This is a genomic window from Pseudomonas sp. NBRC 100443 (genome assembly GCF_030268185.1).
GTDB classification, from domain to species: Bacteria; Pseudomonadota; Gammaproteobacteria; order Pseudomonadales; family Pseudomonadaceae; genus Pseudomonas; species Pseudomonas citronellolis.
The window spans coordinates 63,715-89,202 of record NZ_BSQE01000025.1 but is presented as its reverse complement, the minus strand read 5'-3'; the positions used below and the strand labels follow the sequence as shown (position 1 = coordinate 89,202).

Annotated in this window: 22 protein-coding genes; 16 read left to right on the top strand and 6 right to left on the bottom strand. The window is 65.4% G+C overall.

What is annotated here, in order from left to right; genetic code table 11:
* Nucleotides 1-41: 41 nt before the first annotated feature.
* From QSJ95_RS26705 to ftsK, 3 genes are read right to left on the bottom strand one after another with little or no spacing between them, the layout of a single operon-like run.
* On the bottom strand, nucleotides 42-1,367 hold the full coding sequence (locus QSJ95_RS26705; protein ID WP_009623214.1) for a replication-associated recombination protein A: 1,326 nt from the start codon (nucleotides 1,365-1,367) through the stop codon (nucleotides 42-44).
* 38 nt (nucleotides 1,368-1,405) lie between these two features.
* Nucleotides 1,406-2,029, bottom strand: coding sequence for an outer membrane lipoprotein periplasmic chaperone LolA (lolA, locus tag QSJ95_RS26700; RefSeq protein WP_058071886.1), 624 nt, complete (start codon nucleotides 2,027-2,029; stop codon nucleotides 1,406-1,408).
* Nucleotides 2,030-2,041: 12 nt separating this feature from the next.
* The gene (gene ftsK / locus QSJ95_RS26695) at nucleotides 2,042-4,480 is read right to left on the bottom strand and encodes a DNA translocase FtsK (RefSeq protein ID WP_009623226.1); all 2,439 of its coding nucleotides are present in this window, start codon (nucleotides 4,478-4,480) and stop codon (nucleotides 2,042-2,044) included.
* Nucleotides 4,481-4,673: 193 nt separating this feature from the next.
* Between ftsK and trxB the strand changes: the two genes are divergently transcribed.
* The 4 genes from trxB to infA all read left to right on the top strand — a co-directional run bounded on the left by trxB (nucleotide 4,674) and on the right by infA (nucleotide 7,428).
* Nucleotides 4,674-5,627, top strand: a complete 954-nt coding sequence (gene trxB, locus QSJ95_RS26690; RefSeq protein WP_043318297.1) for a thioredoxin-disulfide reductase — start codon at nucleotides 4,674-4,676, stop codon at nucleotides 5,625-5,627.
* Nucleotides 5,628-5,664: 37 nt separating this feature from the next.
* Entirely contained in the window at nucleotides 5,665-6,369 is a 705-nt protein-coding gene (gene aat / locus QSJ95_RS26685; protein ID WP_285646542.1) for a leucyl/phenylalanyl-tRNA--protein transferase, read from the top strand.
* A 31-nt stretch (nucleotides 6,370-6,400) separates the two neighbouring features.
* Complete coding sequence (locus tag QSJ95_RS26680) at nucleotides 6,401-7,108, top strand: arginyltransferase (protein ID WP_285646540.1); 708 nt, start codon at nucleotides 6,401-6,403, stop codon at nucleotides 7,106-7,108.
* 101 nt (nucleotides 7,109-7,209) lie between these two features.
* Nucleotides 7,210-7,428: a translation initiation factor IF-1 gene (gene infA / locus QSJ95_RS26675; protein ID WP_002553999.1), complete on the top strand. Its 219-nt coding sequence runs from the start codon at nucleotides 7,210-7,212 to the stop codon at nucleotides 7,426-7,428.
* Nucleotides 7,429-7,516: 88 nt separating this feature from the next.
* Here infA and clpA read toward each other — a convergent pair whose 3' ends face one another.
* Nucleotides 7,517-9,790 carry an ATP-dependent Clp protease ATP-binding subunit ClpA gene (gene clpA / locus QSJ95_RS26670; protein ID WP_043272069.1) on the bottom strand — a complete coding sequence of 758 codons (2,274 nt, stop codon included), beginning with the start codon at nucleotides 9,788-9,790 and terminating at the stop codon, nucleotides 7,517-7,519.
* Nucleotides 9,791-9,817: 27 nt separating this feature from the next.
* Nucleotides 9,818-10,180 carry an ATP-dependent Clp protease adapter ClpS gene (gene clpS, locus QSJ95_RS26665; protein ID WP_024128657.1) on the bottom strand — a complete coding sequence of 121 codons (363 nt, stop codon included), beginning with the start codon at nucleotides 10,178-10,180 and terminating at the stop codon, nucleotides 9,818-9,820.
* Nucleotides 10,181-10,407: 227 nt separating this feature from the next.
* On the opposite strand from clpS, the gene cspD reads away from it, so the two are divergent.
* Entirely contained in the window at nucleotides 10,408-10,683 is a 276-nt protein-coding gene (cspD, locus tag QSJ95_RS26660) for a cold shock domain-containing protein CspD (RefSeq protein WP_043318293.1), read from the top strand.
* Between the two features lie 80 nt (nucleotides 10,684-10,763).
* Here cspD and icd read toward each other — a convergent pair whose 3' ends face one another.
* Entirely contained in the window at nucleotides 10,764-12,020 is a 1,257-nt protein-coding gene (icd, locus tag QSJ95_RS26655; RefSeq protein ID WP_009623236.1) for an NADP-dependent isocitrate dehydrogenase, read from the bottom strand.
* A gap of 397 nt (nucleotides 12,021-12,417) precedes the next feature.
* Between icd and QSJ95_RS26650 the strand changes: the two genes are divergently transcribed.
* The 11 genes from QSJ95_RS26650 to QSJ95_RS26600 all read left to right on the top strand — a co-directional run bounded on the left by QSJ95_RS26650 (nucleotide 12,418) and on the right by QSJ95_RS26600 (nucleotide 25,485).
* Entirely contained in the window at nucleotides 12,418-14,640 is a 2,223-nt protein-coding gene (locus tag QSJ95_RS26650) for an NADP-dependent isocitrate dehydrogenase (protein WP_285646535.1), read from the top strand.
* Between the two features lie 432 nt (nucleotides 14,641-15,072).
* Complete coding sequence (locus tag QSJ95_RS26645) at nucleotides 15,073-15,540, top strand: NUDIX hydrolase (protein WP_064582734.1); 468 nt, start codon at nucleotides 15,073-15,075, stop codon at nucleotides 15,538-15,540.
* 40 nt (nucleotides 15,541-15,580) lie between these two features.
* Nucleotides 15,581-16,720, top strand: coding sequence for a tRNA 2-thiouridine(34) synthase MnmA (mnmA, locus tag QSJ95_RS26640; RefSeq protein ID WP_285646534.1), 1,140 nt, complete (start codon nucleotides 15,581-15,583; stop codon nucleotides 16,718-16,720).
* Nucleotides 16,717-17,343 carry a high frequency lysogenization protein HflD gene (gene hflD, locus QSJ95_RS26635; RefSeq protein WP_043272073.1) on the top strand — a complete coding sequence of 209 codons (627 nt, stop codon included), beginning with the start codon at nucleotides 16,717-16,719 and terminating at the stop codon, nucleotides 17,341-17,343. Before mnmA ends, hflD begins: the two co-directional genes overlap by 4 nt.
* Nucleotides 17,344-17,457: 114 nt before the next feature.
* On the top strand, nucleotides 17,458-18,828 hold the full coding sequence (gene purB, locus QSJ95_RS26630) for an adenylosuccinate lyase (protein WP_009623243.1): 1,371 nt from the start codon (nucleotides 17,458-17,460) through the stop codon (nucleotides 18,826-18,828).
* Between the two features lie 60 nt (nucleotides 18,829-18,888).
* Nucleotides 18,889-20,064, top strand: coding sequence for a ribosomal protein uL16 3-hydroxylase (locus QSJ95_RS26625; RefSeq protein WP_043272074.1), 1,176 nt, complete (start codon nucleotides 18,889-18,891; stop codon nucleotides 20,062-20,064).
* Nucleotides 20,057-20,485, top strand: coding sequence for a GNAT family N-acetyltransferase (locus QSJ95_RS26620; RefSeq protein ID WP_009623246.1), 429 nt, complete (start codon nucleotides 20,057-20,059; stop codon nucleotides 20,483-20,485). Before QSJ95_RS26625 ends, QSJ95_RS26620 begins: the two co-directional genes overlap by 8 nt.
* 10 nt (nucleotides 20,486-20,495) lie before the next feature.
* The gene (locus QSJ95_RS26615; protein WP_285646528.1) at nucleotides 20,496-21,113 is read left to right on the top strand and encodes a DUF7931 domain-containing protein; all 618 of its coding nucleotides are present in this window, start codon (nucleotides 20,496-20,498) and stop codon (nucleotides 21,111-21,113) included.
* Nucleotides 21,110-21,925: a secretin N-terminal domain-containing protein gene (locus tag QSJ95_RS26610; protein ID WP_285646526.1), complete on the top strand. Its 816-nt coding sequence runs from the start codon at nucleotides 21,110-21,112 to the stop codon at nucleotides 21,923-21,925. Before QSJ95_RS26615 ends, QSJ95_RS26610 begins: the two co-directional genes overlap by 4 nt.
* A 489-nt stretch (nucleotides 21,926-22,414) precedes the next feature.
* Nucleotides 22,415-24,010: an isocitrate lyase gene (locus QSJ95_RS26605; protein ID WP_009623252.1), complete on the top strand. Its 1,596-nt coding sequence runs from the start codon at nucleotides 22,415-22,417 to the stop codon at nucleotides 24,008-24,010.
* Nucleotides 24,011-25,071: 1,061 nt separating this feature from the next.
* Complete coding sequence (locus QSJ95_RS26600; RefSeq protein WP_009623254.1) at nucleotides 25,072-25,485, top strand: NADH-quinone oxidoreductase subunit A; 414 nt, start codon at nucleotides 25,072-25,074, stop codon at nucleotides 25,483-25,485.
* The last annotated feature ends 3 nt before the right edge of the window (nucleotides 25,486-25,488 follow it).

The window sequence follows — 25,488 nt, the reverse complement described above, 5'->3', positions numbered from 1 at the left end:
GTCTGTTCTCGTGTCTAGTGTCGGCGGCGTGCGGGCGCCGCTCAGGATTTTCTGCGTTTTCTCGGGCTGGCCCGGTCCAGGGCCGCCAGGTGCTTGAGCTTCTCGCCGATCTTCAGTTCCAGGCCGCGGGGCACGGGCTGGTAATACTGGCGCGGTTCGAGCTGTTCGGGGAAGTAGTCTTCCCCGGCGGCGTAGGCGTCGGGCTCGTCATGGGCATAACGATACTCCTCGCCGTAACCGAGGTTCTTCATCAGTTTGGTCGGTGCGTTGCGCAGGTGCAGCGGCACTTCCAGCGAGCCGTTCTCGGCCACGTCGCGGCGCGCCGTGTTGTAGGCGTTGTAGACGGCGTTGCTTTTCGGCGCGCAGGCCAGGTAGACGATGGCCTGGGCGATGGCCAGCTCGCCTTCGGGGCTGCCCAGGCGCTCCTGCACGTCCCAGGCGTGCAGGCACAGGGTCAGCGCGCGGGGGTCGGCGTTGCCGATGTCCTCGCTGGCCATGCGCACCACGCGGCGGGCGATGTACAGCGGGTCGCAGCCGCCGTCGAGCATGCGCGCGTACCAGTAGAGCGCGCCATCGGGGCTGGAGCCGCGCACCGACTTGTGCAGCGCGCTGATCTGGTCGTAGAAGGCCTCGCCGCCCTTGTCGAAGCGCCGGCGGCTGTCGCCCAGCAGGTTCTGCAGCAGTTCGGCGCTGATCTCGCCGCCGTCCTCGGCCAGGTCGGAGGCGTTCTCCAGCAGGTTGAGCAGGCGCCGGCCGTCACCGTCGGCGGCGGCCATGAGAATGGCGAAGCTCTCCTCCGGCAGGCTCAGGTGGCGCTTGCCCAGGCCCTTGTCCTCGCTCAGGGCGCGCTGCACCAGCTTGCGCAGGGCGGCTTCGTCCAGGCTTTTCAGCACGTAGACGCGGGCCCGCGAGAGCAGCGCGTTGTTCAGCTCGAAGGAGGGGTTCTCGGTGGTGGCGCCGATGAAGATCAGGGTGCCGTCTTCGACGTAGGGCAGGAAGGCGTCCTGCTGGCTCTTGTTGAAGCGGTGCACCTCGTCGACGAAGAGGATGGTGCGGCGGCCGTACTGCGCGGCCTGCTGCTTGGCCATCTCCACCGACTGGCGGATTTCCTTCACCCCCGAGAGCACCGCGGAGATGGTCTCGAAGTGGGCGTCGGAAACCTGCGCCAGCAGCTTGGCCAGGGTGGTCTTGCCCACGCCCGGCGGGCCCCAGAAGATCATCGAGTGCAGCGCGCCCTGCTCCAGGGCCTCGCGCAGCGGCTTGCCGCGGGCGAGCAGGTGCTCCTGGCCGACGTATTCGTCCAGGCTGGTGGCGCGCAGGCGCGCGGCCAGGGGCTGGGCTACGGGTTCGGAACGGAACAGGTCCACGCTGCTACCTCATGGGCGCCGCACCAGGCGGCGGCCCTTCACTCCTGGATGACGTCGACGCCCTTGGGCGCCTCGAACACGAACTGCTTGGCGTCCACCGGCTGGTTCATCTTCACGTCGAAGAACAGGATGTTGGTGCGCTGGCCGACGCTGTCGATCAGTTGCATGTCGTTGACCACCCCGTTGCGGAAGGAAATCCGCAGGCTGTCGAACAGGGTGTCCTTGTCCTTCGGCTTGAGGATGAAGTCGACCACGTTGCCGCCGTCCTTGCTGGTGATGTCGAAGCTCTCGTGGATCTTCGAGATGTCGCCGGAGAGCAGCAGCGCCGGGGTCTGGGTCAGGCGCTGGTCGAGCTTCTGGATGGTCACCTGCTGCAGGTCCGGGTCGTACAGCCAGATCTTCTCGCCGTTGGAGATCAGCAGTTGCTCCTGGGGCGCGTCGGTGTGCCAGCGGAACAGGCCCGGGCGCTTGAGCGCCAGGTTGCCGGCGGTCTCCTGCAGGCGGGTGCCGCTGCCGTCCAGGGTCAGCTGGGAGAAGCGCGCGCTCAGGGTCTGGGCCTTGCTCAGCATGGCGCTCAGGCGCTGGGTGGCGGCGTCGTCGGCGTGGGCCTGGACGCCGGCGACGGCCAGCGCAGCAAGCACGAGCATGCGGATCAGTCGCATGGAAATCCTCGATCAGTCGCGGATGGGAGCCGGCGCGACCACTTCGCGCGAGCCGTTGGTATTCATCGGGGTGACCACACCGGCCATTTCCATCGCCTCGATCATGCGCGCGGCGCGGTTGTAGCCGATCTTCAGCTTGCGCTGCACCGCGGAGATGGAGGCGCGGCGGCTCTCGGTGACGAAGCGCACGGCCTCGTCGTACAGCGGGTCGTCCTCGCTGCCCTCGCCGCCTTCGCCACCACCGCCGCCGCCACCGTCGAAGCCGCCGCCACCGCCTTCATCGGCGCCGGCGAGGATGTCCTCGATGTAGTCGGGAGCGCCGCGCAGCTTCCAGGCCTCGACCACGCGGTGCACTTCCTCGTCGGAAACGAAGGCGCCATGCACGCGGATCGGCAGGCCGGTGCCCGGCGGCAGGTAGAGCATGTCGCCGTGGCCGAGCAGCTGTTCGGCGCCGCCCTGGTCGAGGATGGTCCGCGAGTCGATCTTGCTCGACACCTGGAAGGCGATACGCGTGGGGATGTTGGCCTTGATCAGGCCGGTGATCACGTCCACCGACGGGCGCTGGGTGGCGAGGATCAGGTGGATGCCCGCGGCCCGCGCCTTCTGCGCGATCCGGGCGATCAGTTCCTCGACCTTCTTGCCGACGATCATCATCATGTCGGCGAATTCGTCGACCACCACGACGATGGTCGGCAGCGTCTGCAGCAACGGCGCCTCGTCTTCCATGCTCTCGCGGCGGTACAGCGGGTCGGTCAGCGGCGTGCCGGCTTCCTCGGCGTCCTTCACCTTGCGGTTGAAGCCGGCCAGGTTGCGCACGCCCATGGCGGCCATCAGCTTGTAGCGCCGCTCCATCTCGGCGACGCTCCAGCGCAGGGCGTTGGCCGCCTCCTTCATGTCGGTGACCACCGGGCAGAGCAGGTGCGGGATGCCTTCGTAGATCGACAGTTCGAGCATCTTCGGGTCGATCATGATCAGCCGCGCGTCCTGGGGCGTGGACTTGAACAGGATCGACAGGAGCATGGCGTTCACCCCCACCGACTTACCCGAGCCGGTGGTACCGGCCACCAGCAGGTGCGGCATGCGCGCCAGGTCGGTGATGACCGGGTTGCCGCCGATGTCATGGCCCAGGGCCAGCGGCACGGTGGACTTGTGCTCGTCGTATTCCGGCGACATCAGCACTTCGGAGAAGCGCACCATCTGCCGGTCTTCGTTGGGGATCTCGATGCCCACGGTGGTCTTGCCGGGGATCACCTCGACCACCCGCACGCTGATCACCGCCAGCGAGCGCGCCAGGTCCTTGGCCAGGTTGGAGATGCGGCTGACCTTGACGCCGGCCGCCGGCTGGATCTCGAAGCGGGTGATCACCGGGCCCGGATGGACCGACTCGACCACCACCTCGACGCCGAACTCCTTGAGCTTGATCTCCAGCAGGCGCGACATGGCCTCCAGGGATTCGGGGGAGTAGCTGCGCTTCTTCTCGCCGGCCGGGTCGAGGATCGACAGCGGCGGCAGGGTGCCCTCGACAGCGGTGTCGACGAACAGCGGCGCCTGTTTTTCCTTGAGCACGCGCTTGCTGGGCTCGACCGGCTTGGGCGGCGGCGGCGCGTCGATCTTCGGCGCCGTGCGCTTCTCGCGCTCCTGCACGCTCTTGACCAGGGCTTCCTCGCGCTCGATCAGGCGCTCCTTGACCTTGGCCTGCTCGCGGCGGTCCGGCACCACGGGCGCGGCCACCTCGGCGACGCGCTCGTCCACCTCGCGCAGTTGCGCAACCAGTTGCTTGCGCTCGCTGCGCGCGCTCAACCAGCGGTTGAAGGCGTTCTGGATCAGTTCGAAGAGATCGAGGGTGATCTTCCCGGTGACGTCCATCACCTGGAACCAGGACAGGTCGGCGAACACCGTCAGGCCGAACAGGAACAGGGCGATGAACAGCAGGGTGCTGCCCTGCACGTTGAGGGCGTTCAGCGCCAGTTGGCCGAGGCTTTCGCCCACGGCGCCGCCGGCGGAGGCCGGCAGGTGGCCGCCGCCGATGTGGAAATGGATGTAGGCCAGCGCCGAGCCGGAGAGGATCAGGAACACCAGGCCGATCAGCCGCCAGGAGAACAGCCAGCCGCTGAACTCCCAGGCCATGTGGCGCTTGCGGAAGATCTGCCAGGTCTTGACCCCCAGCAGCAGCGGGAACAGGTAGGCGAAGTACCCCAGCGCGACGAAGAGGATGTCGGCGCTCAGGGCCCCCAGGCGACCAGCGGCATTCTGCACCTGCTCGACGTGGCTGGAATGGCTCCAGCCCGGATCGGACGAATCGTAGGTGAGCAGCGCCATCCACAGGTAAAGGCAGAGCGCGCCGAGCGCGATCAGGGCCCCTTCCTTCAGGCGAATGTGCAATTGCTGACGCCAGGCTGCGGCGTGGCTAGCGGTGGTCGAGTCCTTCAAAACGCGTCTATTCCTGCGCACTGGGCGCGTCCGAGAGTCATCTGGCGACAAAACGGGCCTATTGTACGGCTTTGGCCGCTCGATGCCACAGGGCCCGCCGCGGCGCCTTTTGCCGCCTTTTCCAGGTTCGGTGTAGCATAGCCCACCAAGGTTTCACGGCTGCTCAATTGGAGCATGCATTCTCTTACGTGACAAAGGCTTATGGAGTCTTTTTATGAGTGAAGTCAAGCATTCGCGCCTGATCGTCCTGGGCTCCGGCCCGGCGGGTTACACCGCTGCCGTGTACGCCGCGCGGGCCAACCTCAAGCCTGTTGTCATCACCGGCATCCAGCCCGGCGGCCAGCTCACCACCACCACCGAGGTCGACAACTGGCCGGGCGACGTCGAAGGCCTGACCGGTCCGGCCCTGATGGAGCGCATGGAGCAGCACGCCAAGCGTTTCGATACCGAGATCGTCTACGACCACATCCACACCGCCGAGTTGCAGGGCAAGCCGTTCATCCTCAAGGGCGACAGCGGCACCTACAGCTGCGACGCACTGATCATCGCCACCGGTGCCTCCGCGCAGTACCTGGGCATGAGCTCGGAAGAGGCCTTCATGGGCAAGGGCGTCTCCGCCTGCGCCACCTGCGACGGTTTCTTCTACCGCAACCAGGTGGTCTGCGTGGTCGGCGGCGGCAACACCGCGGTCGAGGAAGCGCTGTACCTGGCCAACATCGCCAAGGAAGTGCACCTGATCCACCGCCGCGACAAGCTGCGCTCGGAGAAGATCCTCCAGGACAAGCTGTTCGAGAAGGCCAAAAACGGCAACGTGCGCCTGCACTGGAACACCACCCTGGACGAGGTCCTGGGCGACGACATGGGCGTGATCGGCGTGCGCCTGAAGGACGTGAACAGCGGCGAGACCCGCCAGCTGGACCTGGCTGGCGTGTTCATCGCCATCGGCCACAAGCCCAACACCGACCTGTTCACCGGCCAGCTGGAAATGCGTGACGGCTACCTGGTGGTCAAGGGCGGCGGCGAAGGCAATGCCACCGCCACCAGCATCCCCGGCGTGTTCGCCGCCGGCGACGTGGCCGACCACGTCTACCGCCAGGCCATCACCTCGGCCGGCGCCGGCTGCATGGCCGCGCTGGACGCCGAGAAATACCTCGACGACAGCCACTGACAGGCCCGGGGAGGGCCCCGCCCTCCCCTACCCCGCCATGCTCAGCTGGCTTTCCCGCGGCAATTTCGACTTCCCGCCCCTCGAACAGGCCCTGCACGAGCCCAACGGCCTGCTCGCGGCCGGTGGCGACCTCGACCCGCGCCGCCTGGTGGCCGCCTACCGCCACGGCTGCTTCCCCTGGTACCAGGACGACCAGCCGATCCTCTGGTGGTCGCCGGACCCGCGCACCGTGCTCTTCCCCGAAGAACTGCACGTTTCCCGCAGCCTGGCCAAGTGCCTGCGCCAGGGCCGCTACCGGGTAACCTTCGATACCGCCTTCGACCGGGTCATCGCCGCCTGCGCCGCGCCGCGCGACTACGCAGACGGCACCTGGATCACCCAGCCGATGCAGGACGCCTACCGCCAGCTGCACCGCATGGGCATCGCCCACTCGGTGGAAAGCTGGGACGGCGACGAACTGGTCGGCGGCCTCTACGGCCTGGCCATGGGCCGGCTGTTCTTCGGCGAGTCCATGTTCAGCCGCGCCGACAACGCCTCCAAGGTGGCATTCGTCACCCTGGTGCAACATCTGCGCGCCGCCGGGTTCGTATTGATCGACTGCCAGATGCCCACCCAGCACCTGCACAGCTTCGGCGCCCGCGCCATCAGCCGTGCCGATTTCGCCAGCCACCTGCGCCGTCATCTCGACGAAACGCCGCTCTGCGACTGGCGTTCGCAAGCGGACTCGCGCGGACTGGCATAAACTTGCCAGAGGGTTATCGCGGGGGTTGACCATGACCGAACTGGCCCGACTGAAGTTCTACGCGACGCAGCCGCATCCATGCAGCTATCTGCCCGAGGAGCAGGCCACCACCCTGTTCCTCGATCCCAGCCAGCCCATGGACGCGCAGCTGTACGCTTCGCTGTCGGAAGTCGGTTTCCGTCGCAGCGGCGAGCATCTCTATCGCCCGCACTGCCAGCACTGCACCGCCTGCATCCCGGCGCGCATCCCCGCCGCGGGCTTCCAGCCCAACCGCCAGCAGAAGCGCATCATCAAGCGCAACGCCGATCTCAAGGTGCTCAAGCGCCGCCCGGCCTTCACCGAGGAGTACTACGCGCTGTACATGCGCTACATCGAGCAGCGCCACGCCGACGGCGACATGTACCCGCCCAGCCGCGACCAGTTCAGCACCTTCCTGGTGCGCGACCTGCCGTTCAGCTGCTTCTACGAGTTCCGCCTGCAGGGCCGCCTGCTCGCCGTGGCGGTCACCGACGTGCTGCCCAACGGCCTGTCGGCGGTCTACACCTTCTACGACCCCGACGAGGAACGCCGCAGCCTGGGGCGCTACGCCATCCTCTGGCAGATCGCCGAGACCGAACGCCTGGGCCTGCACGCGGTGTACCTGGGCTACTGGATCAAGAACTGCCGGAAGATGAACTACAAGACCCAGTACCGGCCGATCGAACTCTTCGTCAACCAGCGCTGGGTAGCCCTCAGCTGAAGCCGGCACGCCACTTCTGGCGTATGACGCGGATTTCAGGCACAATACTCGCCTTTTTTCAGGCCACCCAGGCCATTCATAGACACCGAGGGCTCTACTGCATGTCGAAAGAAGACAGCTTCGAAATGGAAGGCACTGTCGTCGACACCCTGCCCAACACCATGTTCCGCGTGGAGTTGGAGAACGGGCACGTCGTTACCGCGCACATCTCCGGTAAGATGCGCAAGAATTACATCCGCATCCTCACCGGCGACAAGGTTCGCGTCGAACTGACGCCCTACGACCTGAGCAAGGGTCGCATCACCTACCGCGCCCGTTGAGCGCAAGGTGAATCCGGGCCTCGGCCCGGACGAATAGCAAAACGCCCGGCATTGCCGGGCGTTTGCATTTGGGCCGCGAGGCCGACCGTCAGGCCGGCTCCGCGGTGACCACCTCGTACTCGAAGACCAGTTCGCCGTCCTTCAGGTCGATGTGCGCCACGCCGCCGTGCTCGGCCAGTTCGCCGAACAGGATCTGCTCGGCCAGGGGCCGCTTGATCTTGTCCTGAATCAGCCGCGCCATCGGGCGCGCGCCCATCTGCGGGTCGTAGCCCTTCTCCGCCAGCCAGTTGCGCGCCACGTCGCTGACCTCCAGTTGGACGCGCTTGTCCTCCAGCTGCGCCTGCAGCTCGGTGAGGAACTTGTCGACCACGCTCTTGATCGTCTCGTGGCTGAGCCGGCCGAACTGGATGATGGTGTCCAGGCGGTTGCGGAACTCCGGCGTGAAGCTCTTCTTGATCACTTCCATGGCATCGCTGGCGTGGTCCTGCTGGCTGAAGCCGATGGAGGCCCGCGCCGCGGTTTCCGCGCCGGCGTTGGTGGTCATGATGACGATGACGTTGCGGAAGTCCGCCTTGCGCCCGTTGTTGTCGGTCAGGGTGCCGTGGTCCATCACCTGCAGCAGCAGGTTGAAGACTTCCGGGTGGGCCTTCTCGATCTCGTCCAGCAGCAGCACGCAGTGCGGCGTCTTGGTGATGGCCTCGGTGAGCAGGCCGCCCTGATCGAAGCCGACGTAGCCCGGAGGGGCGCCGATCAGCCGCGACACGGTATGCCGCTCCATGTACTCGGACATGTCGAAGCGCACCAGTTCCACGCCCATCGCCTTGGCCAACTGGCGGGCGACCTCGGTCTTGCCCACCCCGGTGGGGCCGGCGAAGAGGAACGAGCCGACCGGCTTGTCCGGCGACTTCAGGCCCGCGCGGGACAGCTTGATGGCGGTGGACAGCGACTCGATGGCCGCATCCTGGCCGAACACCGTCAGCTTGAGGTCGCGCTCGAGGTTGCGCAGCAGCTCCTTGTCCGAGCTGGTGACGTGCTTCGGCGGAATCCGCGCGATCTTCGCCACTATGTCCTCGACCTGGGCCACCTCGATGCGCTTCACGCGCTTCTCTTCCGGCTGCAGGCGCTGGTAGGCGCCGGCTTCGTCGATGACGTCGATGGCCTTGTCCGGCATGTGCCGGTCGTTGATGTAGCGCGCGGCCAGTTCGGCGGCGGCGCGCAGGGCCTCGTCGCTGTACTCGATGTGGTGGTGCTGCTCGAAGCGCGGCTTCAGCCCCTTGAGGATGCCCACGGTGTCTTCCACCGACGGCTCGGTGACGTCCACCTTCTGGAAGCGCCGCGCCAGGGCGCGATCCTTCTCGAAGATGCCGCGGAATTCCTGGAAGGTGGTCGAGCCGATGCAGCGGATCTCGCCCGAGGACAGCAACGGCTTGAGCAGGTTGGATGCGTCCATCACCCCGCCGGACGCCGCGCCGGCGCCGATGATGGTGTGGATTTCGTCGATGAACAGCACCGCGTGCGGGCGCTTGCGCAGCTCGTTGAGCAGCGCCTTGAAGCGCTTCTCGAAGTCGCCGCGGTACTTGGTGCCGGCCAGCAGCGCGCCCAGGTCCAGGGAGTAGACCACGCTGTCGGCCAGCAGGTCCGGCACCTGGCCGTCGACGATGCGCTTGGCCAGGCCTTCGGCGATGGCGGTCTTGCCGACGCCGGCCTCGCCCACCAGCAGCGGGTTGTTCTTGCGCCGCCGGGCGAGGATCTGCGCCACGCGCTCCACCTCGGCCTCGCGGCCGACCAGCGGGTCGATGCGGCCCTGGCGCGCCAGGTCGTTGAGGTTGCTGGCGTAGGCGTCCAGCGGGTGGCTGGAGGTGGAGGACTCGCCGCCCTCCTCGTCCTGCATCTCCTGGTCGCTTTCCGGGTGCTCGGCATGGCCCGGCACCTTGGAGATGCCGTGGGCGATGTAGTTCACCACATCTATACGGGCCACGCTCTGCTGCTTGAGCAGGAACACCGCCTGGCTCTCCTGCTCGCTGAAGATCGCCACCAGCACGTTGGCGCCGGTCACTTCGCGCTTGCCCGAGCTCTGCACGTGGAACACGGCGCGCTGCAGCACGCGCTGGAAGCCCAGGGTCGGCTGGGTCTCGCGGTCCTCGTCGTGCTGCGGGATCAGCGGCGTGGTGGAATCGATGAATTCCTGCAGATCACGACGCAGCTTGTCCAGGTTCGCCCCGCAGGCGCGCAGCACCGTGGCCGCCGCCTCGTTGTCCAGGAGCGCCAGCAGCAGGTGCTCGACGGTCATGAACTCATGCCGTTTTGCCCGCGCTTCCTTGAAGGCGAGATTGAGGGTGACTTCGAGCTCTCGATTCAACATGGCTTCACCTCGCTCCAAACATCCGCATCAGCTTTCTTTCTCAATCTCACACAACAGTGGATGCTGGCTCTCCCTCGCATATTGATTGACCTGCATGGCCTTGGTCTCGGCGATGTCACGGGTGAACGTGCCGCAGACCGCCTTACCTTGAGTATGTACCGTCAACATGACCTTGGTCGCCTGCTCCCGGTTCATGTTGAAGTACAGCTCCAGTACCTCTACCACGAAATCCATCGGCGTGTAGTCATCGTTGAACATGATGACCCTGTACATCGGCGGAGGTTTCAGGGCCGGCTTGGATTCCTCGACCGCAAGCCCGGCCCCCTCTTCCTCGAGGGGATCGGGACGGTCCTGATTGAATGTTAGTCGAATCTGGCTACTTGCATGCATGCTGGAATAAATGGGTTCGCAACGTGGGAATTAAAGGCCTGAGTGGAGTTTGACCGGAATCTCAGGCACGGACGAGAGCGCCTTGACTAACCCCGAAACGGTGTTACAAACAAAGGATACCCCACAGCGGGTATCAGGCGTTCTGCGGCCCTGGAACCTCTGGGGCTGGAGCGGAATCGTAGTGGATGATACTCCAGCGATGGAGTCCTTTGCAGAGGGATATCAGCATGCTCAGCGGTAAGGTCAAGTGGTTCAACAACGCCAAGGGCTATGGATTCATCCTGGCCGACGGCCGAGATGAGGACCTGTTCGCTCATTACTCGGCAATCCAGATGGATGGCTACAAGACGCTCAAGGCCGGCCAGCCGGTCAGCTTCGAGATCCTGCAAGGTCCGAAGGGTCTGCATGCGGTGAACATCCAGCCGATCGGCGCCGGCGCGCCGGCCAGCGCCGCCCAGGCCAGCCCCAGCAGCGAGGTGCAGAGCGTCACCGCAGAAGCCTGATTCCCCCTGCCCCGCCATTTCCGGCGAAGCGATGAAGAAAGGCCGGTGAGAACCGGCCTTTTTTCGTTGTCTCACGCCCGTTACATCCTGGCGATCATGGCCTCGCCGAACTCCGAGCAGGACACCAGCTTGGCGCCGTCCATCAGCCGCTCGAAGTCGTAGGTCACGGTCTTGGCCGCGATGGCGCCGTTCATCCCCTTGATGATCAGGTCGGCCGCCTCGGTCCAGCCCATGTGGCGCAGCATCATCTCGGCGGAGAGGATCAGCGAGCCGGGGTTGACCTTGTCCTGCCCGGCGTACTTGGGCGCGGTGCCGTGGGTCGCCTCGAACATGGCCACAGAATCCGACAGATTGGCCCCAGGGGCGATGCCGATGCCGCCCACTTCCGCCGCCAGGGCGTCGGAGAGGTAGTCGCCGTTCAGGTTCAGGGTGGCGATCACGTCGTACTCGGCCGGGCGCAGCAGGATCTGCTGCAGCATGGCGTCGGCGATCACGTCCTTGACCACGATGTTCTTGCCGGTCACCGGGTTCTTGAACTGCATCCAGGGGCCGCCGTCCAGCAGCTCGGCGCCGAACTCCTCGCGGGCCAGCTCGTAGCCCCAGTCCTTGAAGGCGCCCTCGGTGAATTTCATGATGTTGCCCTTGTGCACCAGGGTGACCGAGCTGCGGTCGTTGTCCACGGCGTACTGCAGGGCCTTGCGCACCAGGCGCCTGGTGCCGTCGCGGGAGACCGGCTTGATGCCGATGCCGCAGTTCTCGGTGAAGCGAATCTTCTTGACGCCCATCTCCTCGGTGAGGAACTTGATGACCTTCTCGGCCTCGGGCGAACCGGCCTTCCACTCGACGCCGGCGTAGATGTCCTCGGAGTTCTCGCGGAAGATCACCATGTCCACGTCGCCGGGCTTCTTCACCGGGCTGGGCACGCCCTCGAACCAGCGCACCGGGCGCAGGCAGACGTAGAGGTCGAGCTGCTGGCGCAGGGCCACGTTGAGGGAGCGGATGCCGCCGCCGACGGGGGTGGTCAGCGGGCCCTTGATGGACACCACGTAGTCGCGCACGGCTTCCAGGGTCTCTTCGGGCAGCCAGGTGTCCTGGTCGTAGACCTGGGTGGCCTTCTCGCCGGCATAGACCTCCATCCAGGCGATCTTGCGCTGTCCGCTGTAGGCCTTTTCCACTGCCGCATCGACGACGTCGATCATGACCGGACTGATGTCCACGCCGATGCCGTCGCCTTCGATGTAGGGAATGATCGGGTTGTTCGGTACCTTCAGGGAATTGTCGGCATTGACGGTGATGCGCTCACCTGCGGCCGGCACCTGGATCTTCTGGTATCCCATGCTGAACTCCGTGCTGTGGTTGAACCTCAGGGACCAGCCCCGCTTCGTCGCGGCGTGACGGGAACAGGCCCGGGTTCCTGAGGGTAGCCCAGTTGCCGGCCCCTAACCACAATCTTATGCCTTAGTCTAAAAGCCGCGGGTGCGTCACCCCGCCGCGAGAGTGGTATACTGCGCGCCGTGACTTCACAGTCATCGAGGTCCGAGCCGTCTGGGACCAGACCCCCTCCCCTCGCAACGGCCACGTCGCCACCCTGACGCGGTCGTACAACGCTCTACTGGCGCCCCTATATCCCCGCGGCAATTCTCGAATGCCGGCACCTTGCCGTGTCGGACGAAAGCGCCCACCAAGGCGTATCGAGACTCTGTGCGCGCCCAGCAAAGAAGAGAGTCATAGTAGATGTCCAACCGCTCGAAGATCACCTACACCTTCACCGACGAAGCACCCGCCCTCGCCACCTACTCGCTCCTCCCGATCGTCAAGGCGTTCGCCGCCTCCGCCGACATTGACGTCGAAACCCGCGACATCTCTCTTGCAGGACGCATCCTCGCCGCCTTCACCGACAAGCTCGGCGACAAGGCCATCGAAGACGACCTGGCCTACCTGGCCAAGCTGGCCACCGCCCCCGACGCCAACATCATCAAGCTGCCGAACATCAGCGCGTCGGTGCCCCAGCTCAAGGGCGCCATCGCCGAGCTGCAGGCCCTGGGCTACGCCATCCCGGACTTCCCGGAAGACCCGCAGACCGACGAAGAGAAAGACACCCGCGCCCGCTACGCCAAGGTCCTGGGCAGCGCCGTGAACCCGGTCCTGCGCGAAGGCAACTCCGACCGCCGCGCCCCCGCCGCGGTCAAGGCCTATGCCCGCAAGCACCCGCACAGCATGGGCAAGTGGAGCATGGCCTCGCGCTCCCACGCCGACTACATGCGTGGCGGCGACTTCTTCTCCAGCGAGCAGTCGGTCACCATCCCCAAGGCCGGTGAAGTTCGCATCGAGTTCGTCGGCAAGGACGGCAAGGTCGAGCTGAAGAAAACCCTGAACATGCAGGAAGGCGAAGTCCTCGACAGCATGTTCATGAGCTGCAACAAACTGCGCGCCTTCTTCGAGAAGACCCTGCAGGACTGCAAGGAAACCGGCGTCATGTGGTCCCTGCACGTCAAGGCGACCATGATGAAGATCTCCCACCCGATCGTCTTCGGCCACGCCGTGACCGTCTACTACAAGGACGTGTTCGACAAGTGGGGCCAACTGTTCGACGAGCTGGGCGTGAACCCGAACAACGGCATCTCCAGCGTCTACGACAAGATCAAGTCGCTGCCGGCCTCGCAGCAGGAAGAGATCCTCCACGACATCCACGAGGTGTACAGCCACCGTCCGGAAATGGCGATGGTCGACTCGGTCAAGGGCATCACCAACCTGCACATCCCCAGCGACGTGATCGTCGACGCCTCGATGCCGGCGATGATCCGCAACTCGGGTCAGATGTGGGGCAAGGACGGCAAGCAGAAGGACACCAAGGCGGTGATGCCGGAGAGCACCTACGCCCGCATCTACCAGGAGATGATCAACTTCTGCAAGACCAACGGCGCCTTCGACCCGACCACCATGGGCAGCGTGCCGAACGTCGGCCTGATGGCGCAGAAGGCCGAGGAATACGGCTCCCACGACAAGACCTTCGAGATGGAAGCCGACGGCACCATGCGCGTGGTCGACGAAGACGGCAAGGTGCTGATGCAGCACGAAGTCGAAGCCGGCGACATCTGGCGCGCCTGCCAGACCAAGGACGCCCCGATCCGCGACTGGGTCAAGCTGGCCGTCACCCGCGCCCGCCAGTCCAACACCCCGGCCATCTTCTGGCTGGACCCGGAGCGCGCCCACGACAACGAGCTGCGCAAGAAGGTCGAGCTGTACCTGAAGGACCACGACCTGACCGGCCTGGACATCAGCATCAAGGGCTACAACGAAGCCATCCGCACCAGCATGGAGCGCATGATCCGCGGCCTGGACACCATCTCGGTGACCGGCAACGTCCTGCGCGACTACCTGACCGACCTGTTCCCGATCATGGAACTGGGCACCTCGGCCAAGATGCTGTCCATCGTTCCGCTGATGGCTGGCGGCGGCATGTACGAGACCGGCGCCGGCGGTTCGGCGCCCAAGCACGTGCAGCAGCTGGTTGAAGAGAACTACCTGCGCTGGGATTCCCTGGGCGAGTTCCTGGCCCTGGCCGTGTCCCTGGAAGAAGAAGGCATCAAGACCGGCAACGCCAAGGCCAAGGTCCTGGGCAAGACCCTCGACGAGGCCACCGGCAAGCTGCTGGACAACAACAAGTCCCCGGCGCGCAAGGTCGGCGAGATCGACAACCGCGGCAGCCACTTCTACCTGGCGCTGTACTGGGCCCAGGCCCTGGCCGCGCAGAACGAAGACGCCGAGCTGAAAGCCCACTTCACCCCGCTGGCCAAGACCTTGACCGAGCAGGAAGCGACCATCGTCGCCGAACTGAACGGCGCCCAGGGCAAGGCCGTGGACATCGGTGGCTACTACCGCTCCAACCCGGAGAAAACCAGCCAGGTGATGCGCCCCAGCGCCACCTTCAACGCCGCCATCGACTCGCTGAACTGAATCGAAGGCTAGCGTGACCGACGAAAACCCCGGCCTGGCGCCGGGGTTTTTGCTTTTCCGGGGCTGCGCCGGGCTTTTCGTAGGAGCGAGCTTGCTCGCGAACAGTGCTTCCCGGCGGACACGGTGTGTTGGATTGCCCCCGCAACCCTCTCCCCAGCCCTCTCCCTGAAGGGAGAGGGAGCCTGCCCGTGCCGAGAGAGGACCTGGTTTCAGTCGGCAACTTCGGCGTTGCCGGCTGACTCGAAAACAACCGAGCGCGCCGAACGGTCCCCTCTCCCTTCAGGGAGAGGGTTAGGGAGAGGGGATCAGGGGTGGGTTTGGCAACGGAGTCGCCGGATAGCACCGCTCGCGAGCAAGCTCGCTCCAAAAAACACCCCCAACACCACCCCACCCTCCAGGGTTATGATGCCCATTTCCCCCGGAGGACCACCCATGCGCTGGCAACCGCATATCACAGTCGCAACCATCGTCGAGGACCAGGGCCGCTTCCTGCTGGTGGAGGAAACCTCCCACGGCAAGACCGTGCTGAACCAGCCCGCCGGCCACCTTGAGGCCGACGAAAGCCTGCTGCAGGCAGCCGTACGCGAAACACTCGAGGAAACCGGCTGGGAAGTCGAGCTGACCGCGGTCACCGGCATCTACCTCTATACCGCGCCCAGCAACGGCGTGACCTACCAGCGCGTATGCTTCGCCGCCCGCCCGCTGCGGCACCGCCCGGAACTGCCGCTGGACGACGGCATCATCGGCCCGCGCTGGCTGACCCGCGAGGAGCTGGAAGCCCGCAAGGACAGCTGGCGCAGCCATCTGGTAGCGCGCTGCATCGACGACTACCTGGCCGGCGGACGCTTCCCCCTGGCGCTGATCCGCGACGCCGAACTGCCCGTGCCGAACCCGGCCTGATAGAATCCCGCTTTTGCACCGACGCCTGCGATAGCCCGCCATGTCCGATTCCAGCACCACCTCCCCCGTCCAGCCCGGCAAGGGCCGCGTCATCGTCGGCATGTCCGGCGGCGTGGACTCCTCGGTTTCCGCCCTCCTGCTCAAGGAGCAGGGCTACGAGGTGGAAGGCCTGTTCATGAAGAACTGGGAAGAGGACGACGGCACCGAATACTGCACCGCCATGACCGACCTGGCCGACGCCCAGGCCGTCTGCGACCGCATCGGCATCAAGCTGCACACCGCCAACTTCGCCGCCGAGTACTGGGACAACGTCTTCGAGTACTTCCTCGCCGAATACAAGGCCGGGCGCACGCCGAACCCGGACATCCTGTGCAACCGCGAGATCAAGTTCAAAGCCTTCCTCGACTACGCCCTGGCCCTGGGCGCCGACCTGATCGCCACCGGCCACTACGTGCGCCGCCGCGACATCGACGGCCGCACCGAGCTGCTCAAGGGCCTGGACCCGAACAAGGACCAGAGCTACTTCCTCCACGCCGTGGGCGGCGAGCAGATCGCCAGGACGCTGTTCCCGGTGGGCGAGCTGGAGAAGCCTGAAGTGCGCGCCATCGCCGAGAAATACGGCCTGGCCACGGCGAAGAAGAAGGACTCCACCGGCATCTGCTTCATCGGCGAACGGCGCTTCAGCGACTTCCTCAAGCAGTACCTGCCTGCCCAGCCGGGCGACATCGAGACCACCGACGGCACCGTCATCGGCCGCCACGCCGGGCTCATGTACCACACCATCGGCCAGCGCCAGGGCCTGGGCATCGGCGGCATGAAGAACGCCGACGACAGCCCCTGGTACGTGCTGGAGAAGGACCTGGCGCGCAACGTGCTGATCGTCGGCCAGGGCAACGACCACCCCTGGCTGTTCTCCCGCGCCCTGCACGCCTCCAGCATCTTCTGGGTGAACCCGCTGGAACTGCCCGAGCCGCGCGCCCTGCGCGCCAAGGTGCGCTACCGCCAGGCCGACCAGGACTGCGTGCTGGAACGTACCGCCGACGGCTACCGCGCGGTGTTCGAGCAGCCGCAGCGCGCCGTCACCCCGGGCCAGTCCGTGGTGTTCTACGACGGCGAGGTGTGCCTGGGCGGCGGTGTGATCGAATCGGCCGAACCGGCCTACGCGAAGGAGCGTGCATGAGCGAGTTGCGCGACCAACTGATCGCCCTCGCCGGCGTCTTCGAAGCCGCCGCCCTGGTGGACCGCCTGGCCCGCACCGGGCAGATTCCCGAAGCCCCGCTGGGCTGCATGCTCGGCAGCCTGCTGGTGCGCGAGCCGAAGACCACCCTGGAGGTGTTCGGCGGCGACATCCACAACCTGCGCGAGGGCCTGCGCGCCCTGGCCAGCGCCCTGGAGCGCGACCCCAACAGCCTGCAGCGCGAACCGCTGCGCTACGCGCTGTCGCTGATCGGCCTGGAGCGCCAACTGGCCAAGCGCGACGACATGCTCGACCTGATCGGCTCGCGCCTGGACCAGGTGCAGCAGCAGGTGCAGCACTTCGGCCTGGTCCACGAGAACGTCATCGCCTCCTGCGCCGGCCTCTACCAGGACACCCTGAGCACCTTCCGCCAGCGCATCCAGGTGCATGGCGACATGCGCTACCTGCAGATCAACGCCAACGCCGCGCGCATCCGCGCCCTGCTGCTGGCCGGCATCCGCTCGGCGCGCCTGTGGCGGCAGCTGGGCGGCAACCGCTGGCAAATGGTGTTCGGCCGGCGCAAGCTGCTGGGCGAGCTGCGCCCGATCCTGCGCGGCACCGACTGATCCGCCGAGGCGCCCGCCCGGGCGTCTTCGTGCGGCAGCGAGTACGGGCGAAAGCGCGTTCGTTCGTGTATGATGTGCGCCCTTTTCGTTGACCGACAGCCACGAGAACGCCCCATGCAGCTTTCCTCCCTCACCGCGGTTTCCCCCGTCGACGGCCGTTACGGCAGCAAGACCAGCGCCCTGCGTCCGATCTTCAGCGAGTACGGCCTGATCCGTTTCCGCGTCCTGGTTGAGGTCCGCTGGCTGCAGCGCCTCGCGGCGCACGCCGGCATCCCCGAGGTGGCGCCCTTCTCCGGCGAAGCCAACGCCCTGCTCGACAAGCTGGCCGAGGACTTCCAGCTGGAGCACGCGCAGCGCATCAAGGAAATCGAGCGCACCACCAACCACGACGTGAAAGCCGTGGAGTACCTGCTCAAGGAACAGGCGGCCAAGCTGCCGGAGCTGGCCAAGGTCAGCGAGTTCATCCACTTCGCCTGCACCAGCGAGGACATCAACAACCTGTCCCACGCCCTGATGTTGCGCGAAGGTCGCGACCAGGTGCTGCTGCCGCTGATGCGCCAGATCGCCGAGGCGATCCGCGAGCTGGCGGTCCAGTTCGCCGACGTGCCCATGCTCTCGCGCACCCACGGCCAGCCGGCCTCGCCGACCACCCTGGGCAAGGAACTGGCCAACGTGGTCTACCGCCTGGAGCGGCAGATCAAGCAGGTCGCCGCGGTCGAGCTGCTGGGCAAGATCAACGGCGCCGTGGGCAACTACAACGCCCACCTGTCGGCCTACCCGCAGGTGGACTGGGAAGCCAACGCCCGCGAGTTCATCGTCCATGACCTGGGCCTGGCCTGGAACCCCTACACCACCCAGATCGAGCCGCACGACTACATCGCCGAGCTGTTCGACGCCATCGCCCGCTTCAACACCATTCTCATCGACTTCGACCGCGACGTCTGGGGCTACATCTCCCTGGGCTACTTCAAGCAGAAGACCGTGGCCGGCGAGATCGGCTCCTCGACCATGCCGCACAAGGTCAACCCGATCGACTTCGAGAACTCCGAAGGCAACCTGGGCATCGCCAACGCGATCTTCCAGCACCTGGCCAGCAAGCTGCCGATCTCCCGCTGGCAGCGCGACCTGACCGACTCCACCGTGCTGCGCAACCTGGGCGTCGGTTTCGCCCACAGCGTCATCGCCTACGAGGCCAGCCTCAAGGGCATCGGCAAGCTGGAGCTGAACGCCGCGCGCATCGCCGAAGACCTGGATGCCTGCTGGGAAGTCCTGGCCGAGCCGGTGCAGACCGTGATGCGCCGCTACGGCATCGAGAACCCCTACGAGAAGCTCAAGGAGCTGACCCGCGGCAAAGGCATCAGCGCCAAGGCCCTGCAGGTGTTCATCGACGGCCTCGACATGCCCGCCGAAGCCAAGGCCGAGCTGAAGAAGCTGACCCCGGCGAACTACATCGGCAACGCCGCCGCCCAGGCCAAGCGCATCTGACATGCGCTGAACATTTGCACGCCCGGCTGTGCCGGGCGTTTTTGTTTCAAGGACTTACATATGAATCCTGCTATTCCTCTTCAGCTCCTGGGCGGCATCAGCGCCGATGAATTCCTCCGCGACTACTGGCAGAAGAAACCCCTGCTGGTGCGCCAGGCCATCCCCGGTTTCGAAAGCCCGCTGGAGGCCGACGAGCTGGCCGGCCTGTCCCTGGAAGACAGCGTCGAGTCGCGCATCGTCCTCGAACACGGCAACACCCCCTGGGAAATGCGCCGCGGTCCCTTCAGCGAGGACACCTACAAGGAACTGCCCGAGCGCGACTGGACCCTGCTGGTGCAGGCCGTCGACCAGTTCGTGCCGGAAGTCGCCGAACTGCTGGAGCACTTCAAGTTCCTGCCCAGCTGGCGCATCGACGACGTGATGATCAGCTACGCAGCTCCCGGCGGCGGTGTAGGGCCACACTTCGACAACTACGACGTGTTCCTGCTGCAGGGCCACGGCCGCCGCCGCTGGAAGGTCGGCCAGCTGTGCGACGCCGACAGCCCGATGCTGCAGCACGCCGACCTGCGCATCCTCGCCGACTTCCAGCAGAGCGACGAGTGGGTGCTGGAACCCGGCGACATGCTCTACCTGCCGCCGCGCGTGGCCCACTACGGCATCGCCGAGGACGAATGCATGACCTACTCGGTGGGCTTCCGCGCCCCCAGCGCCGCCGAGGTGCTGACCCACTTCACCGACTTCCTCGCCCAGTTCCTCTCCGACGAGGAACGCTACAGCGACGCCGGCATGGCCGCCGTGCAGAGCGGCGAGGACCAGCACAAGATCCAGCGCGACGCCCTCGACCGCCTGAAGAACCTGCTGCAGGAGCACATGAGCGACGAGCGCCTGCTGCTCACCTGGTTCGGCCAGTTCATGACCGAGCCGCGCTACCCGGAACTGGTGGCCGGTGAGGAGATCGACGACACGGACCTGCGGCAGGCCCTGGAAGACGGCGCCGTGCTGGTGCGCAACCCCAGCGCGCGCCTGGCCTGGAGCGAAGTGGACGTCGGCCTGCTGCTGTTCTCCAGCGGCCAGAGCGTGGTGCTGCCCAAGGCCATGGAGCCGCTGCTCAAGCTGGTGTGCTCGGCGGACGCCCTGCACAGCGACAACCTCGGCCAATGGCTGGGCGACGAGGATGGGCGTAAGCTGTTGGCAGAATTGGTCAAACAGGGCAGTTTGGAGTTTGCCGATGAGTAACAAGATCAGGGTTCGCCTGGCCGATTGGCAGAAGGACAATGCCGACCTGCGACGCATCCGCGAGGCGGTCTTCATCGCCGAGCAATCGGTGCCGCCGGAACTGGAGTGGGATGCCGAGGACGCGGAAGCCGTGCACTTCCTCGCCTTCGAGGGGGATTACGCAATCGGCACGGCGCGCCTGCTGCCCGACGGCCACATCGGCCGCGTCTCGGTACTCAAGGACTGGCGCGGGCTGAAGGTCGGCGACCAGCTGATGCGCGCCGCCATCGAGGAAGCCGAGCGCCGCCAGCTCAAGCGCCAGTTGCTCACCGCCCAGGTCTATGCCATCCCCTTCTACGAGCGGCTAGGCTTCAAGGTGGCCAGCGGCGAATTCCTCGAAGCCGGCCTGCCCCACGTCGACATGGTGCGCGAAAGCGCCTGAGGAAGCCGCGATGAAAGACGCCCCGGACCACGAAGGCCAACTCCCGGCCATCGACTTCCAGTCCCCGGGGCGTTTCAGCGTGCACAACCCGGCGCCCGATCTGCCGGCCTCTCAACCCTGGGAACCGGCGCCCTTCCGCCTCGGCGAGGCCAGCGGCCTGCAACGCTTCGGCGAACCGGAGGCCGCCCGCTCCCATGCCCTGGCGCTGATGCAGCAGGCCAGACGCAGCCTGTGCCTGTACAGCCCCGACCTGGAAGCCTGGCTGTACAACCACAGCAGCATCCAGGAAGCCTGCACCCGCCTGCTGCTGCGCCATCCGCAGAGCCGCCTGCGCATCCTCCTGCGCGACAGCACCCGCCCGGTCAGGGAAGGCCACCGCCTGCTCAACCTCAGCCGGCGCCTGTCGAGCAACCTGCATATCCGCCTGCTCAACCCGGATTACCCCAGCCCTGAACAGGCCTTCCTGCTCGCCGACCAGCTCGGCCTGCTGTTGCGAACCGAACCGGCGCTGCCCGCCGGCCACGCCCACTACAACGACCCCAGCCGGGTGCGCCAACTGCAGGCGCAGTTCGACCAGGCCTGGGACACCAGCCTCGCCGACCCGAACCTGCGGAGCTTCCTGCTGTGAGCCATCGCCGAACCGCCCTGCTCCTCGCCTGCGCCATCAGCCTGGCCGCCCAGGCCGCGCCGCGCACCGAGATCCTGCCGCTGAGCTACCGCACCGCCGACGAAATCCTCCCGGTGGCGCAGCAGGTCCTCGGCAACGAGGGCCGGGTGACCGCCTACGGCAACCAGTTGGTGGTCAACGCCGAGCCGGCGAAGATCCGCGAGCTGCAGCAGGTGCTGGAACAACTGGACACCCGCCCGCACCGCCTGCTGATCAGCGTCGACACCAGCGACTCCAGCCAGCGCAGCCGCAGCGGCTATTCGGTGAACGGCTCGGCCAGCGTCGGCAACGTCGAGATCCACAGCGGCCGCGGCGAGGTCCACGGCCGCGACCAGGTGCGCATCATCGACAGCTCCACCGCCAGCCGCAGCGGCGGCGTGCAGCAGATCCAGACCACCGAGGGCTCGCCGGCGCTGATCCAGGTCGGCCAGAGCCAGCCGGTGTACAACGTCGGCGTCGGCCCCTACGGCCAGGTCTACAGCCAGACCGAGTACCGCGACGCCAACCGCGGCATGTACGTGACCGCCACCCTGAGCGGCAACATCGTCCACATCGACCTGGACACCCGCAACGACCGCTTCAACAACAGCGCCCCCGGCGCCATGGACACCGCCGGCGCCAGCACCCGCCTGAGCGGCCGCCTCGGCGAGTGGATCGAGGTGGGCGGCGTCAGCGAAAACAGCCAGAGCAGCCAGGGCGGCCTGACGCGCAATTACAGCACCCAGGGCCGCAGCGACAGCAGCCTGCGGGTGAAGGTCGAAGTGCTCGACTAAGCCTTCCGAAGGTGACCGGAGAGTCCTCCTTAGACCTTCGTGTAGTAGTCCAAAAAAAACACTACAAAACGTTTGACGAACGTTTGTTCGAAAGGCATGATGGCCTCGCTCCCGCTAACCAGGGGCCCTGAACCGGGCCTCCGGATCGAGCCCGCAGCCCACTCGCTGTGCCGGTCCGTGTTGTTACAGCCCACAAGGCGAAATGACGAGGTTGCGACTGGCAAGAAGTTGTCCTGAGGGACGGGGAAGCAACCAACGTATCAGCAAGATGGTCGAATGCAGCCATTCGCCCTCGCCCAACGGCAGCCACGAGCCGGCAAGCGATCCCGGATGCCATCGCTGCGATCATCTACCTGTTCGCCCGCGCCACCCCTCCCCCTCTGCGTCAATCCTTCCAGTCGTCATTTCGCCATCCGCGGCGAGCGATCCCACGAGCCCTGCGTGGGAAGTCGGTGCTCAACCAACACATTTTTTGAAGGATTGTTGACCATGTCCGCATATCAGAACGACATCAAGGCCGTTGCCGCCCTGAAAGAGAAGTTCGGCAGCAGCTGGAGCGCTATCAACCCCGAGTCCGTCGCCCGTATGCGCGCCCAGAACCGCTTCAAGACTGGCCTGGATATCGCCAAGTACACCGCGGCCATCATGCGCAAGGACATGGCCGAATACGACGCCGACTCCTCCCTCTACACCCAGTCGCTGGGCTGCTGGCACGGCTTCATCGGTCAGCAGAAGCTGATCTCCATCAAGAAGCACCTGAAGACCACCAACAAGCGCTACCTCTACCTGTCCGGCTGGATGGTCGCCGCGCTGCGCTCCGAGTTCGGCCCGCTGCCCGACCAGTCCATGCACGAGAAGACCGCGGTCTCCAGCCTGATCGAAGAGCTGTACACCTTCCTGCGCCAGGCTGACGCCCGCGAACTGGACCTGCTGTTCACCGCCCTGGACGCCGCCCGCGAAGCCGGCGACAAGGCCAAGCAGGAAGAGATCCAGAACCAGATCGACAACTACGAAACCCACGTGGTGCCGATCATCGCCGACATCGACGCCGGCTTCGGCAACCCGGAAGCCACCTACCTGCTGGCCAAGAAGATGATCGAAGCCGGTGCCTGCTGCATCCAGATCGAGAACCAGGTTTCCGACGAGAAGCAGTGCGGCCACCAGGACGGTAAAGTGACCGTCCCGCACGAAGACTTCCTCGCCAAGATCGCCGCCGTTCGCTACGCCTTCCTCGAACTGGGCGTTGACGATGGCGTGATCGTCGCCCGTACCGACTCCCTGGGCGCCGGCCTGACCAAGCAGATCGCCGTGACCAAGCAACCGGGCGACCTGGGCGACCAGTACAACTCCTTCCTGGACTGCGACGAGATCAGCCCGGCCGAACTGCAGAACGGCGACGTGGTGATCAACCGCGGCGGCAAGCTGCTGCGTCCCAAGCGCCTGCCCTCCAACCTGTTCCAGTTCCGCAAGGGCACCGGCGAAGACCGCTGCGTCCTGGACTGCATCACCTCGCTGCAGAACGGCGCCGACCTGCTGTGGATCGAAACCGAGAAGCCGCACGTTGGCCAGATCAAGGGCATGGTTGACCGCATCCGCGAAGTCATCCCGAACGCCAAGCTGGTGTACAACAACAGCCCGTCCTTCAACTGGACCCTGAACTTCCGCCAGCAGGTGTTCGATGCGTTCGTCGCCGAAGGCAAGGACGTTTCCGCCTACGACCGCGCCAAGCTGATGAGCGTCGAGTACGACGAGACCGAACTGGCCCAGATCGCCGACGAGAAAATCCGCACCTTCCAGCGCGACGGTTCGGCCCACGCCGGCATCTTCCACCACCTGATCACCCTGCCGACCTACCACACCGCGGCCCTGTCCACCGACAACCTGGCCAAGGGCTACTTCGCCGACCAGGGCATGCTGGCCTACGTGAAGGGCGTGCAGCGTCAGGAAATCCGCCAGGGCATCGCCTGCGTCAAGCACCAGAACATGGCTGGCTCCGACATCGGCGACAACCACAAAGAGTACTTCGCCGGCGAAGCCGCGCTGAAGGCCTCGGGCAAAGACAACACCATGAACCAGTTCCACTAAGAACCGGTTCGCCCGGCCCCTCGGGGCCGGGAAGCGGCCCAGCCGCAAAGGTGTAGCTTCAGGAAAACGCCGCTTCCCCAGGGAAGCGGCGTTTTTTCATGTCCGCCGCCGAGATGCGGCGGATAACCGCGAAGGGTTATGTGCCCTACGAACTCGTCGGCTGATGCCGAATTATCCGCCCACTCCGAACGGCCCCCTCTCCCGCTTGCGGGAGAAGGCGCTCTTCTGCGAGTGCGCGGAGCGAACAACTGGCTTGCCGGCTATGCCGAGATGCTCTTCGTAGGATGGGTCGAGCCTGCGAAACCCATGCGGCCACGGCGATGGGTATCGCTTCGCTCAACACCATCCTACGGCGCCCCCTGTACCCTGTAGGAGCGGATCTTATCCGCGATAGCCGGACATATCGGCGCGATTCGCGGATAAGATCCGCTCCTACGCTGCCCCACCCACGTCATTCCATGTAGGAGCGCGCCCTGCGCGCGAATCGCGGGCAGGGCCCGCTCCTACAGTTCGCCGGGAGGCACTGCGCTCCGGCGCTGACACCCATCTGTAGGAGCGGATTCATCCGCGATCCGGCCGGCAGGCCGGCCCATGCCGACGATTGCCCCCTACGCAGCAGCCCCCTAAACAGACCATTGGGAAATTCCCGACACCAATTGACGCCCATAAACCCTTAAAACCGCCGACAATAAAAAGTACGACGCCTATATGTAGTAAAGTTACGGATAAACGACACCGCGAATGATAATATTTATCATTTAAGGAACGACAGAAATACTTTCTTCTTATCTGCAAAAGTGCCATTCGACCAAAGCCTGAACCGCGCCAGCCCAGGCGTGGAGCGGCCTGCAGTCGGGGCCCGGACAAAAATGCAAAAGCCTTTTGCCCGATTTGGAAGCATCTGTTTGTGTTAGAAAAATTTACTTGCCCGAGGCTTTGGGCATAAAATTGGAAAGATCACTCGAACCCTTAGCTCGCTATCTTGAGCCCGAGGTTCATGCAGCCGGGCGAAGGCCCGGAATCCAAGACCACCGCTAATTTTTGTAGGAAGGAGTATCGGCATGCCCAACCCAGCTGAACTTGCAGCTCAACACTGGGGACTCGCCGCCTTCCTTCTAGGCGTGGTCGGCCTGCTGGCCTTCATGCTAGGGGTTTCCTCGCTGCTGGGCAGCAAGGCATTTGGTCGCAGCAAGAACGAGCCCTTCGAATCCGGCATCGTTCCCACCGGCAGCGCACGCCTGCGCCTGTCGGCAAAATTCTATCTGGTCGCGATGCTCTTCGTGATCTTCGACGTCGAAGCCCTCTTCCTCTTCGCCTGGTCCGTGTCCGTCCGTGAAAGCGGTTGGGCCGGTCTGGTCGAGGCCACCATTTTCATTGCAATTCTGTTGGCAGGTCTTGTCTACCTCTGGCGGGTCGGCGCGCTCGATTGGGCGCCGGCGGCACGTCGCGAGCGGCAGGCGAAGCTAAAACAATGAGGC

What these genes read in the sequence shown, in the direction of transcription:
- aat (WP_285646542.1), top strand. Translation starts at nt 5,665, where the DNA reads ATGCTCAGCTGGCTTTCCCGCGGCAATTTCGACTTCCCGCCCCTCGAA.
- clpS (WP_024128657.1), bottom strand. Translation starts at nt 10,180, where the DNA reads ATGCATGCAAGTAGCCAGATTCGACTAACATTCAATCAGGACCGTCCC.
- mnmA (WP_285646534.1), top strand. Translation starts at nt 15,581, where the DNA reads ATGTCCGATTCCAGCACCACCTCCCCCGTCCAGCCCGGCAAGGGCCGC.
- infA (WP_002553999.1), top strand. Translation starts at nt 7,210, where the DNA reads ATGTCGAAAGAAGACAGCTTCGAAATGGAAGGCACTGTCGTCGACACC.
- QSJ95_RS26625 (WP_043272074.1), top strand. Translation starts at nt 18,889, where the DNA reads ATGAATCCTGCTATTCCTCTTCAGCTCCTGGGCGGCATCAGCGCCGAT.
- QSJ95_RS26600 (WP_009623254.1), top strand. Translation starts at nt 25,072, where the DNA reads ATGCCCAACCCAGCTGAACTTGCAGCTCAACACTGGGGACTCGCCGCC.
- icd (WP_009623236.1), bottom strand. Translation starts at nt 12,020, where the DNA reads ATGGGATACCAGAAGATCCAGGTGCCGGCCGCAGGTGAGCGCATCACC.
- clpA (WP_043272069.1), bottom strand. Translation starts at nt 9,790, where the DNA reads ATGTTGAATCGAGAGCTCGAAGTCACCCTCAATCTCGCCTTCAAGGAA.
- QSJ95_RS26680 (WP_285646540.1), top strand. Translation starts at nt 6,401, where the DNA reads ATGACCGAACTGGCCCGACTGAAGTTCTACGCGACGCAGCCGCATCCA.
- QSJ95_RS26645 (WP_064582734.1), top strand. Translation starts at nt 15,073, where the DNA reads ATGCGCTGGCAACCGCATATCACAGTCGCAACCATCGTCGAGGACCAG.
- lolA (WP_058071886.1), bottom strand. Translation starts at nt 2,029, where the DNA reads ATGCGACTGATCCGCATGCTCGTGCTTGCTGCGCTGGCCGTCGCCGGC.
- cspD (WP_043318293.1), top strand. Translation starts at nt 10,408, where the DNA reads ATGCTCAGCGGTAAGGTCAAGTGGTTCAACAACGCCAAGGGCTATGGA.
- QSJ95_RS26620 (WP_009623246.1), top strand. Translation starts at nt 20,057, where the DNA reads ATGAGTAACAAGATCAGGGTTCGCCTGGCCGATTGGCAGAAGGACAAT.
- QSJ95_RS26650 (WP_285646535.1), top strand. Translation starts at nt 12,418, where the DNA reads ATGTCCAACCGCTCGAAGATCACCTACACCTTCACCGACGAAGCACCC.
- QSJ95_RS26605 (WP_009623252.1), top strand. Translation starts at nt 22,415, where the DNA reads ATGTCCGCATATCAGAACGACATCAAGGCCGTTGCCGCCCTGAAAGAG.
- purB (WP_009623243.1), top strand. Translation starts at nt 17,458, where the DNA reads ATGCAGCTTTCCTCCCTCACCGCGGTTTCCCCCGTCGACGGCCGTTAC.
- QSJ95_RS26615 (WP_285646528.1), top strand. Translation starts at nt 20,496, where the DNA reads ATGAAAGACGCCCCGGACCACGAAGGCCAACTCCCGGCCATCGACTTC.
- hflD (WP_043272073.1), top strand. Translation starts at nt 16,717, where the DNA reads ATGAGCGAGTTGCGCGACCAACTGATCGCCCTCGCCGGCGTCTTCGAA.
- trxB (WP_043318297.1), top strand. Translation starts at nt 4,674, where the DNA reads ATGAGTGAAGTCAAGCATTCGCGCCTGATCGTCCTGGGCTCCGGCCCG.